The organism is Modicisalibacter xianhensis (genome assembly GCF_900113605.1).
GTDB lineage: Bacteria > Pseudomonadota > Gammaproteobacteria > Pseudomonadales > Halomonadaceae > Modicisalibacter > Modicisalibacter xianhensis.
This window is the reverse complement of sequence record NZ_FOPY01000019.1, coordinates 16,019-30,678: the sequence shown is the minus strand read 5'-3', so window position 1 is coordinate 30,678 and position 14,660 is coordinate 16,019. Positions and strand designations below refer to the sequence as shown.

Sequence of the window (14,660 nt, the reverse complement as noted above, 5' to 3'; positions counted from 1 at the left end):
CCTGCCGTGAGTCTCACGGCAGGGCGAGTGTTTTTCATTGATACACCAACCCGGCCCGGCCGGGACAACGACAACGCAAGGAGCCATCCATGAGCAACAAGGCCGTTATCCACACCGAGAAGGCCCCCGCCGCCATCGGTCCCTACTCCCAGGCCATCAAGGCCGGCAATACCATTTACCTGTCGGGCCAGATTCCTCTCAACCCGCAGACCATGGAACTCGTCGAGGGCGATATCGCCGCCCAGGCCCGCCAGGTCTTCACCAACCTGAGCGCAGTCTGCGAGGAGGCCTCCGGCTCGCTGCAGGACATCGTCAAGCTCAACCTCTACCTGACCGACCTCGGCGACTTCGCCATCGTCAACCAGGTCATGGAAGAGTTCTTCCAGGCGCCGTATCCGGCGCGTGCTGCGGTCGGCGTCAAGGCCCTGCCCAAGGGCAGCCAGTTCGAGGCCGAGGGAGTAATGGTGCTGGGCGACTGACCTCGCCGAGGCCATGAACCAGCGCCTGTTCTTCGCCCTGTGGCCCGATCCCGGGGTACGTGCCCGTCTCGCCGAACTGGGCGAGCGGGCACGGCAGTGCTGTGGTGGCCGCCGCACGACAGACGACAAGTTGCACCTTACCCTGGCCTTTCTGGGTGATGTCCCGACCCCACGGGTCGACGAGCTTGTTGCGCTGACGCAGCGGCTGAGCGGTCCCGAAGGCACCTGGACGCTCGATCGACTCGGTCACTTTCCGCGTGGCGGCATCGTGTGGGCGGGCAGCGAAGCGATGCCCGACGGGCTGCTGCGTTTCCAGGCCGAACTCTGGGTGTCCCTGGCCACGCTGGGCTACACACCACCACGCCGTGAATTTCGCCCCCACGTGACGCTACTCCGTCAGGCTCGTCGGCGTGCCCCCGAGGCCATTGCCACCGGGAGCCTGCCACTTGCCTGGCCGTACCGCCGTGCCGCCCTGGTCCATTCGGTCATCGAGGGAACGGGGCGGCGCTACGTCACCCTGGCACAGACGCACGCACCCGACCAATGAGCGCTTGTCGCCCTGCTGTCTGCCTGCCATCGTGGCAACGTAGCGTCAGGAATACCAAGAAGAAAGGAACGGAATCATGCACAACCCCGTCAGTTCTCGTGCCCTGCTGGGCAGTCTTCTGCTGGGTGCCTCGCTGGCCATGCCGGCTCTCGCCGAAGCGGATCTCTACGTGGCGGTAGGCAAGAACAACGAGTCCCAGACCTCCCTGAAACTCGAACTCGACCGCGAATACAGTCTCGCCCAATGGCAGCCGGGGCTATCCCTGCGCCTGGCGGGTGGCGTGCTGTTGCTGCCCGGCGACGAGAGTGACGACAACGCTGCACTGATCGTCACGCCAGCCTTTCGCTATACCTTCGCCGACACGGCCACGCAGCCCTTCGTCGAGGCAGGGGTGGGGGGCGCCCTGTTCCTGGATACCCGCTACGAGGGGCGCAACCTTTCCACTGCGTTCCAGTTCGAGGATCGCATCGCGGCCGGACTCCACGTAGGCCGGGGCGAAGTGGCGCTGGCCTTTACTCACTATTCCAACGCCGACATCAAGAAACCCAACAATGGCCTGGACATGGTCACATTGGGCTATCGTCACCCGCTGTAAGCCTGGCCTCGGGTAAAGCCGGCAGGTGTCATCCACCTGCCGTTGCCATCAGGCCTTTTCCGGCTCCGGCGGTGTTTCGCAGGCCAGCACATGGGCGTAGCCTTCACGGTAGGTGGGGTAGCGGAAACGATAGCCGGTCTTGCACAGGCGGGTGTTGTCGCAACGCTTGCTGGAACGCCGCCGTAGCGGCGACTGGATGGTCTCGATGGTCTCGACCTCGAGACGCTTGGCCAGCCAGCCCATCACGTCATGCAGCGGGACCGGTTCGCAGTCGCTGGCCAGGTACAGATCGTCCAGCGGCTTGTCGTTCAGCGCCATGTCGATGAAGTGCGCCAGGATACCGACACAGTCGTCGCGATGGATGCGGTTGGAGTACATTGGCGGGGTGGACGCTGCCATGCGACCCTCGCGGACCTGGCGAATCAGCCGGTCGCGCCCCGGGCCGTAGATGCCCGAAAAGCGCACGGCGGTGCCCGGCAGCGCATGCTTGATCAGCGCCTGCTCGGCCTTGCGCATCAGCAGGCCCGAAAAGCCGCGCGGCTTGGTTTCGGCGTTCTCGTCGACGATCTCGCCATCCTTCTGGGCATAGACACTGGTCGACGACACGAAGAACACCCGGGTGGGCTTGCGCTTGCGCCCGCTCAACTCGTCGAGCACCGCCTTCAGGCCATCGACATAGGCGGACTGGTAGGCCTGCTCGTCGAAGCGATCGGCACTGGCCACGTAAACGACGATATCCGCGTCGGGCAAGGCAGCCAGCCCGGCGGGATCGGTAAAATCCAGCGCCAACGGCTCGATGCCGGTACCGGCGAGGGATTGCGGATTGCGACGTACGCCCACTACGCGATGGCCGGCGTCGACGAGCTGTCGACCGAGCGACGTTCCGATGTCGCCGCAGCCGAGGATCAATGTCGTATTCTTCACCTTTACCTGGCTCCTTGGTAAAACGATCATATATCCATACTTGTGACAGGAAGCCCTTGCGGGCCCAATCATGACTCTAACAGAACTCAGGTACATCGTAACCTTGGCACAGGAACGTCATTTCGGACGAGCCGCCGAGCGTTGCTTCGTTTCGCAGCCGACTCTGTCCGTGGCGGTCAAGAAACTCGAGGAGGAGCTCGGTGTCGCGTTGTTCGAGCGTTCCAAGTCGACCGTCCAGGTGACCCCGCTGGGAGAGAAGGTGGTCGAACAGGCCCAGCGCGTGCTCGAGCAGGCCAGCGTGATCCGTGAACTGGCCAACGAGGGCAAGGATCAGTTGTCCAGCCCGCTGCGTATCGGTGCCATCTATACCATTGGCCCGTACCTGTTCCCGCACCTGATTCCCGAACTGGCCCAGTCGGCACCGCGCATGCCGCTATACATCGAGGAGAACTTCACCGCCGAGCTGCGCCGCAAGCTGCGCAGTGGTGAACTCGATGCGATCATCGTGGCGCTGCCCTTCACCGAGGCCGATGTGGTCACTCGAGCGCTCTACGAGGAACCTTTCGAGGTGCTGCTGCCCAGCGGCCATCCGTGGACGGCCAAGGCCACCATCGACAAGGAGGATCTGCTGCATGAGCGCCTGCTGCTGCTCGGTGAGGGTCATTGCTTTCGGGACCAGATCCTCGAAGCCTGTCCGGCCATTAGCGCGCATCTCAACAGCCCGACCAATACGCTGACCGCCGAGGGCGGCTCGCTGGAAACCATCCGCCACATGGTCGCTTCCAAGCTCGGCATCACCGTGCTGCCGCACTCGGCGATCGGTACCGGCCACTACGAATCCGGCCTGCTCGAGAGCCGCCCGTTCACGCCCCAGGCGCCGAGCCGGGCCGTGGCGATCGCCTGGCGGGCCAGCTTCCCGCGCCCCAAGGCCATCGACGCCCTGATCAACGCCATCGAACAATGCCGCCAGGAACAGTCATCTCCCCTCCCGGCATGACCGACGCGCTGCTCTCACAGCCGGTCACCGGCCTTGCCGGCGTCGGCGAGGCGCTGGCCGCCAAGCTGGCCCGTTTGCGTATCGAGCGGGTCGCCGACCTGCTGTTCCATCTGCCTCTACGCTATCAGGATCGTACCCGCATCACGCCGATCGCCACACTGCGCGCCGGTCAGGAAGCCGTGGTCGACGGCGAAGTGTCCGCCGCCGACATCGTCAAGGGACGCCGGCGCAGCCTGCTGGTGCGCCTCAAGGATGGCTCGGGCATCCTCAGCCTGCGCTTCTTCCACTTCTCGCCGGCGCAGCACAAGCAATTCGTGCGTGGCGTCCATGTACGCTGCTTCGGCGAGGCCCGCGCAGGTGCCACCGGGCTCGAGCTCTACCATCCCGAATATCGCCTGCTCGGCCAGGGCGAGGCACCCGTCGACGAGCACCTCACGCCGATCTATCCAACCACCGAAGGCTTGACCCAGCCACGCCTGCGCGGCTTGATCCGTCAGGCACTGAAAGCGCTCGTCGACGCCCCGGAAACGCTGCCGGACGGTATTCCCGAGCCACTGCGTGAACGCTTCCGCCTGCCCGGCCTGCACGAATGCCTGCGCTACCTGCACGAGCCGCCGCCGGACGCCGATATAGACAGGTTAGTGGCCGGATCACACCCTGCCCAACGCCGTCTGGCCCTCGAGGAGCTGCTGGCCCATCAGCTGAGCCTGCGCCAGGTGCGCCTGCGCATCCAGACCGACGGCGCGCCGGCGCTGCCCTCGGGGCGTGGGCTACAGGCACGCTTTGTCACCCAGTTGCCGTTCTCGCTGACCGGCGCCCAACGCCGTGTGCTCGACGAGATTGCCCGCGACCTGGAAACGCCGGTTCCCATGCTGCGCCTGGTGCAGGGCGATGTCGGCTCGGGCAAGACCGTGGTCGCGGCGATGGCGGCACTGCAGGCCATCGCCGGCGATTGCCAGGCAGCGATAATGGCACCCACCGAGATCCTCGCCGAGCAGCACTTCCGCAACTTTCGTGACTGGTTTACCCCCCTGGGCATCGACGTGGCCTGGCTGGCCGGCAAGCTCAAGGGCAAGGCACGCCTGGACACCAAGGCAGCCATCGCCGACGGGCGCGCCCAGGTGGTGGTCGGCACCCATGCCCTGTTCCAGGGCGATGTGCACTTCAAGCGCCTGGGCTTGGCCATCGTCGACGAGCAGCACCGCTTTGGCGTGCACCAGCGCCTGGCGCTGCGCCAGAAGGGCGAGGCCGGCGGGCTCACCCCGCACCAGTTGATCATGACCGCCACGCCGATACCGCGCACCCTGGCGATGAGCGCCTATGCCGATCTCGACCTGTCGGTGATCGACGAGTTGCCACCGGGACGTACGCCGGTGCAAACCGTCGCGGTGCCCGACGAGCGCCGCCCCGAGGTGGTCTCGCGCATCCGCAACGCCTGCGCCGACGGGCGCCAGGCCTACTGGGTATGCACGTTGATCGAAGAATCCGAGGCGCTGCAGTGCCAGGCCGCCGAGGCGACCCGCGACGCCCTGACCGAGGCCTTGCCGGAACTCGCCATCGGCCTGGTCCACGGCCGCATGAAGGCGGCCGAGAAGGCCGAGGTCATGGACGCCTTCAAGCGCGGCGAACTCGACCTGCTGGTCGCCACCACGGTGATCGAGGTCGGTGTCGACGTGCCCAACGCCAGCCTGATGATCATCGAGAATCCCGAGCGCCTGGGCCTGTCGCAGCTCCACCAGTTGCGTGGCCGGGTCGGACGCGGCGGTACCGAAAGTTTCTGCGTGCTGCTCTATCATCCGCCGCTCTCGGCGCATTCCCGCGAGCGCCTGGGTGTGATGCGCGAGACCACCGACGGTTTCCGCATCGCCGAGAAGGATCTCGAGTTGCGCGGCCCCGGCGAGGTGCTGGGTACCCGCCAGACCGGCCTGGCACAGATGAAGATCGCCGACCTGGAGCGTGACCGTGACCTGCTCGATCGCGTCAGTCCGCTGGCACGGGCGTTGCTGGAGGAAGCACCGGATGCCAGCGAGGGCTTGATCCGCCGCTGGCTGGGTGAAGAAGCGGGCCGTTACGGTCAGGTTTGAGGCTTGGCATGACTGGATTGCGCTTGCGGTAGCAGAGCGACCGGGCTGATGTTGACCTCCTGGGCCGCCAGACGCGCGGCAGTATCGCGCAACGGCAACAACTGCCGGCTGATCAGGGCCAGCTGCGCCTGCAACAGGCGGCGCTCGTCGCTGGATTCGTCGGCTGCCATGGCCTCCAGCGCCGTGGCACGCCCCTCGGCCGCCTCGAGTGGCGGCATCACGCTGCGCGCTCTCAGCCGCTCGGCTATCGTCTCGATGTCGACGACAATGGCTTCCGCCATGGCCCGCAGCTCGGCATCGTCGGCCAGCGCCCGGGTTTCGCCGCGATGGGCGCCGAGTGCCGACAGGTAGCTGAGCAGGGTATGGGCGTTGCCCAGGAAGCGAAAGCCCACCTCGGCATCCTTGCGGAAATGTCCCGGCTCGAGACGCACGTTGGCCAGCAAGGTCGACAGGGCGGCATCGGCATTATGGGCATTGCGCCGTGCCAGGCGATAGTCGAGATCGTCCTGTTTGCCATCGGTATACTGGCTGAGGATCTCGCGCAGATAGCGACCGCTGGCCTCGAGTGTCGCCGCCCCCTGGCGATGCAGGCGCCGCCCCTGCCAGTCGGGCAGGACCAGCATCACCGTCAGGCCGGCGATCAGCCCGCCCACCAGCGTATCGAACAGGCGTGGCCAGATCAGGCCGAAGCCGTTGCCCACCTGGTTGAAACAGCACAGCACCAGCAGTGTGATGGCGGCCGTGGCGATCACGTAGTGCCGGGCCCGGTTGGCAAAGAACACCACCCCCGCCGCCACGGCGATCAGCAATTGCACCAACTGGCTCGGGAACAGCGTGATCAACGCCCAGCCGGCGATCAAGCCGATCACCGTGCCCAGCACACGCTGCCACAGGAAGCGCCGTGTGGCGCCGAAATTGGGGCGGCACACGAACAGGCTGGTCAGCAGGATCCAGTAGCCCTGCTTGGGGTGCACGAGCAGCAGCACGCCATAACCGATCACCAGGGTCACCGCCAGGCGCACGGCATGACGGAAGATCGGCGATGACGGAGTCAGGTGGGACTGCAGGCGGTCGCGAATGTCACGCAGCCCCTGCGGCGAACGGTCATACAGGCTGTTGTCTTCCTGTTCGGGGCGCACGTCGGGGTTCTGGGCCCGGGAGAGCTGCTGCTCCAGGGTCGCCAGGTTGTCGGCCAAGGCGTCAAGGGAGTGCAGCAGCCCTTGCCACTCCGGGCGACGCTGATCACGCAGGTACTCGAGCGAGGCATGCAGGTCGTTGAGTGCCTGCTCGCTCTGGCCATGATCGAATGCCTGGCGCATCAGCAGCGCCCGTGCCAGGGATCGGCAGGCATGGCCCTGCTGCTCGAGCAGGCGCTGGCAGCGGAACAGCACATCGTGATGGAAGAACGTTTCGGCCAGCTTGCCATAGGGGTAATGCGAGGAACTGGCCCGCTCGTGAATGTCCTGGGCAATGAAGTACAGCCGCAGGTAGCGGTTGAGCTTGTGCGCGCTGCGCTGCCCCTCCAGGCGCCGAAAGATCATTTCCTTGGCTTGGTTGAGGGCATTGACCACCTTGCCGTTCTGTTCGGCCAGCGCCAGCCGACGGGCCTCGACATCGACGCCGCGCACCGGCTCGAACAGTGTCGCCTTGAGTTGCAGGTACTTGCCCAGCTCGCGAAACAGCAGCGCCATGCTCAGCTTGAGCGGCTGGCGCGAGAACAGGGCGCTCCAAATGACCGAGATCGTCCCGTACCAGGCGGCGCCGGTGACCAGCAGCAGCGGTTCGCGCCATAGGTCATCGAAGGCCACGCCACCGTGACGCTCAATGGCAATCATGGTGTAGATCGCCAGGATCAGCGTGGCGTAGGCAATGGTGCCGTAGCGCTGGCCCACCGCACCGAGCATGGTCATGCCGAAGGCGGAAACCGCCAGCCCCACGGCAAAGGCCCAAGGATTGCCAAACAGCAGTTCCACCGACAGCGAAGCGATGCTGAAGCAGGCCAGGGTCACGACCAGCGCCTTGAGGCGCCCCTGCCAATTGTCGTCGGTCTCGGCCAGGGCACTGGCAATGATGCCCAGAAACAGCGGGATCAGCAGAGTGACATCACCCAGATGCCAGTTGGCCAGCATGGCACCTGACAGGGCAAGGAATACCCGCAGGCTGTAGGCGAAGGTATCGAGTGTCCAGAGACGTCTCAGCGGCTGGTCAAGCAGGCGAGGCAACATGCGTAGAGAATACGACCCTTGTGGCAAGCGAAGGCAAACATCCGGTCAGAGCGACTACGACTTTCGTATAATAACCAGCACTTGGCGTGACTGGAATGCCGCGTCGCTGCAACTCGTCAACGCATGGCCGAGAGCAGCCGTTGCAGGCGCGTCAGGTCGCGGGAGTCGCCGACCAGGCGTACCCGGCCATCCATCAGGCCTTCGAGAAAGGCACGCTGGGTCGGGCGCCGCAGGATTTCCAGGGCCGATTCACTGTCGCGAAAGCGCAGTTCCAGATCGAGGTCCACCGGCAGGCCGGGGGCCGTGCGGATCGCGGCTGGCGTCATGCGGTAGTGGCGGGCAATGCTCAGATCCTCGGTGGCGATCCCCCAATCCATTCGCTGGAGGTCGTTCAACGCGTCACGAAAGCGCCGGTTGCCGCGCCGGGCACGCTTCAGCATCAGGCCAAGCATCCACAGCATCAGGCGAAGTTTCATGCAGCCTCCAAGCTTGACGGAATCGCCCCGTTGCCAGTTGGCATGCCACGCGGTCGATTCGTGATCGGTAAGCAGGATGGCAGGGGCAGGAAAGCCGGCGATGGGGTGCCGGCATGCGCCGGGAGTCGAGGCCATCCGACTGACTCTCCGGCGCCATCGATCGACCTTACTTGGCTACCGCATCCTTGAGCGCCTTGCCGGCCTTGAAGGCCACGGTCTTGCTGGCGGGAATGGTCAGCGACTCGCCGGTCTGGGGGTTCTTGCCGGTACGTGCCGCACGCTCACGTACGGTGAACGAACCGAAACCGATCAACGACACATCCTGGCCCTTGGCCACGGAACCGGTGATCTCGTCGAGAATGACGTTGAGCACCTGGCTGGCCTTGTCCTTGGAAAGATCGGCACGCTCGGCAATCGCCGCGGCGAGTTCTGGCTTACGCATAAAAGGAGCCTCCTGATTTGGCTGTAGCAATGGCGGAAATAGCCCGCCCATTCTTGTTCTTCGACAAAAGGGATAAAGCTAAGCCTTCGCAGCATGAGGACGCTCACGAAGGTTGAGACGACACTAGACTAGCAATGCCGGCGCGGCTCGCGCCAGTTCGACTTTCCTCCGCACGCTGTCGCCTGTCAACGCAAAACCAATCAAACGTCCGTCTTCATCCTCGGCAAGGGCACTCATGGCCTGCCCCTCGCCCTCGATTCGCCAACGAGCCGGTGTCTTGCCGGGTGGCAGGGACACCACCGGACAGGCCGGTGTCTTGACCAGGATCGGCCACGCACCGTAGCTGACCGGGGTCGGCGTGCCGCTCAGGGTCGCCGCCAGTGCCTTGGCACTGGCCTGCAATGGCTGGACATACATGGCGTTGACGCCATCGACGCAGGCCACGTCGCCCAACGCACGAACGCCTGCCACGGAGGTCTGCAGGTAGCGGTCGACATGGACGCCTGCGGTGCTGGTCTCGAGTCCCGCCGCGGCCGCCAGCGCGGTGCGGGGGGTCAGGCCGGTGGCCACCAGTACCAGATCGGCATCCAGGCCATGGCCATCGTCCAGTACCAGCCGAACGTCGCCGCCGTCCTCCGCCAGCGTCTGCAGGCTGCGCCCGAGTTGCCACTCGATGCCGATCTCGGCCAGGCTGTCGCCCAGTACCTTGCCCAGCGGCTCGGGCAACAAGCGCTGCAGGGGCGTGCTCTCGGGCGCGATCACCGCCACTGCATGCCCGCCGGCACGCAGGTCGTTGGCGAATTCGCAGCCCACCAGGCCAGCGCCGACGATGGCGACCCGGGCGGGACGCTCCAGGGCAGCGAGCGCGGCATGGAAACGCCGGTAATCGTCGAGATCATTGATGGTGAACACCCGCGAGGCGAGTGTCTTGGGAATCGTGAACGGCGGCCGGGGAGCGGCGCCGGTGGCCAGCACCAGCTCGCCATAGGCGAGGCGCTCGGCACCGATCACCAGCTCGCGTGCCGCAGTGTCTATCGCATCCACCCGGGTGTGGGTGCGTACCACGGCATTGAGCTGGGCGGCGACCGCCAGGGCCGAGCGGGTCGCCAGCCGCTCGGGCGGCATGCGCTTGGCGAAGCCAGTGGACAGCAGTGGCTTGGAATATTCGTCACCGCTGTCGGCGGTGATCAGGGTGATCGGACGCTCGGGATCGCGGCTGCGCAACTGACGGGCCAGGCCCAGGCCGGCCATGCCGGTACCGAGGATGGTCAAGGGTGCGCTCATGACGCTCCTGGAAGTGGCTCATGGGGTGCTGGAACGGCATGTTACACTACCGCCCGTCGTTTGGCCCGGGAGCCCATGGTGCAGCATCACGCCTTCACGTCATCGCCTTCGCTTGCCTGGCGTCCTGCCGCCGCCTGGCGGCCTGCCATGAGTCCCGACTGGTGGCACTGGGTCGCCTCGACCGACTCCTTGACGGCGCGCCTGATCGAGGCCGCCGACGGTGACTTTCGGGTTCGCCTGCTGGCACAGTGCCTGACTCGGCCACGCCGCGACGAGGCGCTGGCCCTGGCCGTCTCTCCATCGCACTACGTCTGGTGCCGTGAAGTGGCCCTGTGTGCCGGTGAGCGCCCCTGGGTCATGGCGCGCTCGGTGGCTCCCCTCGATGCTCTCCACGGCCAGCGTCTGGGCCAGCTTGGCGATCGGTCACTGGGGTCCTGGCTGTTCCGTCAGCCGGACCTGGAGCGCGGCCCGATCAGCGTGACCGCGGCGAGTCCCTGCACCCTGCCCAGCCTGTGGGGACGACGCTCGGAGTTTCGCCATGGGCGCTTCCGGGTGCTGGTCCAGGAGTTCTTCACTGCACGCATGGCGGATGAATTGGGCCTGCCTTCACGCTAGACTGGCCGCGACCGTTTCCGGAGGCCTTCATGACCCAAGCCCAAGCCACGCAACCCCGCGGACTCGCGCGGCTGCCCGACTTCCTGCACCTGACCCGCCTCGACCGGCCGATCGGGACATGGCTGCTGATGTGGCCCACCCTGTGGGCGCTGTGGATCGCCTCCGGGGGAGTGCCGGCACGCGATACCCTGTTGATCTTCGTTGTCGGCGTCTACCTGATGCGTGCTGCGGGCTGCGTGATCAACGATTACGCCGACCGCCATTTCGACGGCCACGTCAAGCGCACCAAGGACCGTCCGCTGGCCACCGGGCGCATCAGTGAACGCGAGGCCAAGGGCCTGTTCGTCGGGCTGGTCGCGGCCGCCTTCGTGCTGGTCTGCTTCACCAACCTGTTCACCGTGATGCTCTCCTTCGGCGGCGTGGTGCTGGCCGCCATCTACCCATTCATGAAGCGTTACACCCACCTGCCCCAGCTGTTCCTGGGCGCGGCGTTTTCCTGGGCGATTCCCATGGCGTTCGGGGCGGTGACCGAGTCGGTGCCCATGGAGGCCTGGCTGTTGTTTTTCGCCAACGTGGCCTGGACGGTGGCCTACGATACCGAATACGCCATGGTCGATCGCGACGATGACCTGAAGATCGGCATCAAGTCCACCGCCGTGCTGTTTGGCCGTCTCGACTGGCTGATGATAGCCCTGCTGCAGGGCGTGACCGTGCTGCTACTGATGATCGTCGGCGGCGAACTGCGCCTGGGCGGCTTCTACTGGGTGGGGCTGGCCGGCATGGCGGCGATTTTCGCCTATCAGCACTGGCTGATCCGCGACCGCTCGCGGGAGCGCTGTTTCCGCGCCTTCCTCAACAATCACTGGGCCGGGCTGACGCTATGCGCCGGTCTGGTGCTGGATCTGTGGCCGACGGTCTTCTAGCTGTGTCATATTGTTGTCATATCGTCGCGGTGTAATCGTCACTGTCCTGTCATTGCGGATACTCAAGGAAAGCATCCGTTTACTGCTCGAGGCCAGGTGAATGACTTCGAAGACCGTTCTGATCGTCGATGACGAAGCCTCCATCCGGGAAATGATCGCCGTGGCCCTGGAGATGGCCGACTATCGCGTGCTCGAGGCGGACAATGCCCAGACCGCGCATGCCATGGTGGTCGACGAGAAACCCGATCTGCTGTTGCTGGACTGGATGATGCCCGGTACCAGCGGCATCGAACTCGCCCGGCGCCTCAAGCGCGAGGAAACCACCGCCGAGTTGCCGATCATCATGCTTACCGCCAAGGGTGAGGAAGACAACAAGATTCAGGGGCTCGAGGCCGGCGCCGACGATTACATCACCAAGCCATTCTCGCCACGCGAGCTGGTGGCACGACTCAAGGCGGTACTGCGTCGCACCACGCCACGCGGCGTGGAAGAGGCGGTGGAAGTCGAGGGCCTGCTGCTCGACCCTGCCAGCCATCGCGTTTCCTCCCATGGCCAGGCACTGGAAATCGGGCCTACCGAATATCGCCTGCTGCAGTTCTTCATGACACACCAGGAGCGCGCCTATACCCGGGGGCAGTTGCTCGACCAGGTATGGGGCGGCAACGTCTATGTCGAGGAACGCACCGTCGACGTGCATATCCGCCGCCTGCGCAAGGCGCTGGGCGACCCTCACCAGCAGATGATCCAGACCGTACGCGGTACTGGCTATCGCTTCTCGGCCAGGGTCTGAGAGGGTATCTACAAAATGGCTGCACTCGGCAATACTGCGTTGAAATTGTTCTCAAAATGCTCATTTACCTCTCGTAAACTGCGCTTTTTCGCTCAATTTCGCCTTGCCGTGCCTTCGTTCGCCCATCTTGTAAACACCCTCTGAGGCTCGCGATGTACTACTGGACCAATGAACTCTGGCGGCTGGCCTACCTGGTCGGCGGCCTGGGTCTGTTGGGCTGGGTGCTGGGCGAACCGGGCTGGGGGCTGGCTGCCGGCCTGGGCCTGTTCGTCTTCATTCACCTGCGCCATTTGCGCCAGCTCTACGTGTGGCTGGCCCTGCACCCGGGGCAGGAACCGCCGGCAGGAACGGGGGTGTGGGGCGATCTGTTCGACCGCCTGTATCGCTACCAGAAGGGCCAGCGCCAGACCCAGGAACGCCTGCGCGACATCATCCGCCGCGTGCAGGACTCCTCGGAAGCCATGCGCGACAGCGTGGTCATGCTCGACAGTCGCGGCGACATGGAATGGTGGAATTCCGCCGCCGAGCGCATGCTCGGCCTTCAGACCCGCCACGACCGTGGCCAGCACGTTACCAACCTGCTGCGCGACCCGCGTTTCATCGCGTACTTCAACGCCCGCGATTACCGTGAGCCACTGACACTGCCTTCCCCGATTCGCGACGACCTGGTCCTGCAGTTTCAGATCACGCTGTTCGGTGACAACGAACGGCTGGTGATGGCCCGCGACATCACACGCCTGCACCGCCTGGAGCAGATGCGTCGCGACTTCGTCGCCAACGTATCCCATGAGTTGCGCACCCCGCTGACCGTACTGGCCGGCTATCTGGAAACCTACGGCGAGTACGCGGACCAGTTGCCGCCTCGCTGGCAACGCGGCATTGGACAGATGCAGCAGCAGACCACACGTATGCAGAACCTGGTCACCGACCTGCTGCTGCTATCGCGTCTGGAAACCGATCATCAGGTCGAGCAGGCCGAGCCCATCGACATTCCCGGGCTGCTCGACAGCGTACGCCAGGATGCCGAATCGTTGTCCGGCGACCGGCATGTGCTGCGTGTCGAAATTCAGGAAAGCGCCCGCCTGTCCGGTGTCGCCCAGGAAATTCGCAGCGCTATTTCCAACCTCGTATTCAATGCGGTGCGCTACACGCCGCCGGACAGCACGATCACGCTACGCTGGCGCCCCTACCGCAATGGCGCGGCGCTGGAAGTCGAGGACGACGGTGAAGGCATCGATCCGATACACATCCCACGCCTCACCGAGCGCTTCTACCGCGTCGACAAGGGGCGTAGCGCGGAAACCGGCGGCACCGGGCTGGGCCTGGCCATCGTCAAGCACGTGCTGCTGCGTCACGACGCCCAACTGGAGATCGACTCCCGCCCCGGCGAAGGCGCGCTGTTCCGCTGCGTGTTTCCGGCCGAACGGCTGGTCGTGCAGGATGACGAAGCGACTCAGGCCGGCTCACGGCGCATGGCACAGGCCGCCGGCAGCGGGCAGTTACCGCAGTAGTCGAGACCGGGCAGCTTGTAACGTATGCAGCAGACACGCCGCAACGACTCGACTTGACCCTCGGTGTTCTCGACGTGACGCACCGGGCGATAGAGAGGGTTGCGCTCGCCATCGGCGAAACAGGACAGGCCCATCAGGCGCGCTCCGTCATCGACCGAGGGTGGCGGGGCGGGAAGGTCCTGGAGCAGGCCGATCAGGTAGGCGTAGTAATGGCCCACATTGCTCCACAGCGCCTTGCTGCCGATCCCGGTATGCGCCGTCATGCTGGCAATGACCGGCCACAGCAGTCCCTCCATCAGCGGGCGCAGGCGCGCCTCGACATCCCCCTTGGGCACCGAGACGTGCTCGCCCTCGTGAGGGATCACCAGACGTTCCACCAGCCCCAGTTCATCGAGTTGGACACCCAGCGTGTCGAATGCCACCGGCAGGCGCCGGTCGAGCAACAGATTGGCCGCTACCGGCACATAGACCACCTGAGCCAGGAAATACTTGGACCATTGTGACACCAGTGCCCGACGATCGGGACGGCGATAGACCGGCGTCGTGAACGCCCCGGCGTAGCGGTCCAGCACGCCATCGAGTCCGCGGGGGGTAAACAGCTGCTGCACCGGCACGACATCGCCCTGGGCCTGTGGTGTCAGCAGGACCCGGTCATGGAAGACGGCAAGGGGCCCCTGAAACAGGGCCGAGAGTGAAGGCAGCATGGGCACGGCCCGATCGGCGAATGCCCATGCATGCTAGATGAAAACCATTCTCGATACAAACGCC

The 14,660-nt window shown here is 65.1% G+C and carries 15 protein-coding genes; 9 read left to right on the top strand and 6 right to left on the bottom strand.

Annotated elements, in window-relative coordinates:
* Positions 1 to 89 precede the first annotated feature (89 nt).
* From BM194_RS18135 to BM194_RS18125, 3 genes are all read left to right on the top strand, one after another.
* Positions 90 to 479: a RidA family protein gene (locus BM194_RS18135; RefSeq protein ID WP_092849797.1), complete on the top strand. Its 390-nt coding sequence runs from the start codon at positions 90 to 92 to the stop codon at positions 477 to 479.
* A 13-nt stretch (positions 480 to 492) separates the two neighbouring features.
* Complete coding sequence (gene thpR, locus BM194_RS18130) at positions 493 to 1,026, top strand: RNA 2',3'-cyclic phosphodiesterase (RefSeq protein WP_092849794.1); 534 nt, start codon at positions 493 to 495, stop codon at positions 1,024 to 1,026.
* A 76-nt stretch (positions 1,027 to 1,102) separates the two neighbouring features.
* Positions 1,103 to 1,621 (top strand): acyloxyacyl hydrolase, encoded by a 519-nt coding sequence (locus BM194_RS18125; protein ID WP_092849792.1) that lies wholly within the window; start codon positions 1,103 to 1,105, stop codon positions 1,619 to 1,621.
* A 48-nt stretch (positions 1,622 to 1,669) separates the two neighbouring features.
* On the opposite strand, the gene BM194_RS18120 is transcribed toward BM194_RS18125, so the two are convergent.
* Positions 1,670 to 2,545 (bottom strand): SDR family oxidoreductase, encoded by an 876-nt coding sequence (locus BM194_RS18120; RefSeq protein WP_092849789.1) that lies wholly within the window; start codon positions 2,543 to 2,545, stop codon positions 1,670 to 1,672.
* A 70-nt stretch (positions 2,546 to 2,615) separates the two neighbouring features.
* Between BM194_RS18120 and BM194_RS18115 the strand changes: the two genes are divergently transcribed.
* Positions 2,616 to 3,542 carry a hydrogen peroxide-inducible genes activator gene (locus tag BM194_RS18115; RefSeq protein WP_092849786.1) on the top strand — a complete coding sequence of 309 codons (927 nt, stop codon included), beginning with the start codon at positions 2,616 to 2,618 and terminating at the stop codon, positions 3,540 to 3,542.
* Positions 3,539 to 5,626 carry an ATP-dependent DNA helicase RecG gene (gene recG, locus BM194_RS18110; protein ID WP_092849783.1) on the top strand — a complete coding sequence of 696 codons (2,088 nt, stop codon included), beginning with the start codon at positions 3,539 to 3,541 and terminating at the stop codon, positions 5,624 to 5,626. Before BM194_RS18115 ends, recG begins: the two co-directional genes overlap by 4 nt.
* Here recG and yccS read toward each other — a convergent pair.
* The 4 genes from yccS to BM194_RS18090 all read right to left on the bottom strand — a co-directional run bounded on the left by yccS (position 5,617) and on the right by BM194_RS18090 (position 10,053).
* Positions 5,617 to 7,851 carry a YccS family putative transporter gene (yccS, locus tag BM194_RS18105; protein WP_092849782.1) on the bottom strand — a complete coding sequence of 745 codons (2,235 nt, stop codon included), beginning with the start codon at positions 7,849 to 7,851 and terminating at the stop codon, positions 5,617 to 5,619. The genes recG and yccS overlap by 10 nt on opposite strands.
* Positions 7,852 to 7,967: 116 nt before the next feature.
* A complete protein-coding gene (locus BM194_RS18100) occupies positions 7,968 to 8,327 on the bottom strand; it encodes an NUDIX hydrolase (protein WP_092849841.1) in 360 nt (119 codons plus the stop codon).
* A gap of 166 nt (positions 8,328 to 8,493) precedes the next feature.
* On the bottom strand, positions 8,494 to 8,769 hold the full coding sequence (locus BM194_RS18095; RefSeq protein ID WP_092849781.1) for an HU family DNA-binding protein: 276 nt from the start codon (positions 8,767 to 8,769) through the stop codon (positions 8,494 to 8,496).
* Between the two features lie 123 nt (positions 8,770 to 8,892).
* Entirely contained in the window at positions 8,893 to 10,053 is a 1,161-nt protein-coding gene (locus BM194_RS18090) for an NAD(P)/FAD-dependent oxidoreductase (protein ID WP_092849777.1), read from the bottom strand.
* A 75-nt stretch (positions 10,054 to 10,128) separates the two neighbouring features.
* On the opposite strand from BM194_RS18090, the gene BM194_RS18085 reads away from it, so the two are divergent.
* From BM194_RS18085 to phoR, 4 genes are all read left to right on the top strand, one after another.
* Positions 10,129 to 10,668: a chorismate--pyruvate lyase family protein gene (locus BM194_RS18085; protein WP_092849775.1), complete on the top strand. Its 540-nt coding sequence runs from the start codon at positions 10,129 to 10,131 to the stop codon at positions 10,666 to 10,668.
* A gap of 29 nt (positions 10,669 to 10,697) precedes the next feature.
* Complete coding sequence (ubiA, locus tag BM194_RS18080) at positions 10,698 to 11,591, top strand: 4-hydroxybenzoate octaprenyltransferase (RefSeq protein WP_092849773.1); 894 nt, start codon at positions 10,698 to 10,700, stop codon at positions 11,589 to 11,591.
* A 100-nt stretch (positions 11,592 to 11,691) separates the two neighbouring features.
* A complete protein-coding gene (gene phoB / locus BM194_RS18075) occupies positions 11,692 to 12,381 on the top strand; it encodes a phosphate regulon transcriptional regulator PhoB (RefSeq protein ID WP_092849770.1) in 690 nt (229 codons plus the stop codon).
* A gap of 152 nt (positions 12,382 to 12,533) precedes the next feature.
* A complete protein-coding gene (phoR, locus tag BM194_RS18070; RefSeq protein WP_092849768.1) occupies positions 12,534 to 13,892 on the top strand; it encodes a phosphate regulon sensor histidine kinase PhoR in 1,359 nt (452 codons plus the stop codon).
* Here phoR and fhuF read toward each other — a convergent pair.
* Entirely contained in the window at positions 13,835 to 14,596 is a 762-nt protein-coding gene (gene fhuF / locus BM194_RS18065) for a siderophore-iron reductase FhuF (RefSeq protein ID WP_092849766.1), read from the bottom strand. The genes phoR and fhuF overlap by 58 nt on opposite strands.
* Positions 14,597 to 14,660: the final 64 nt, after the last annotated feature.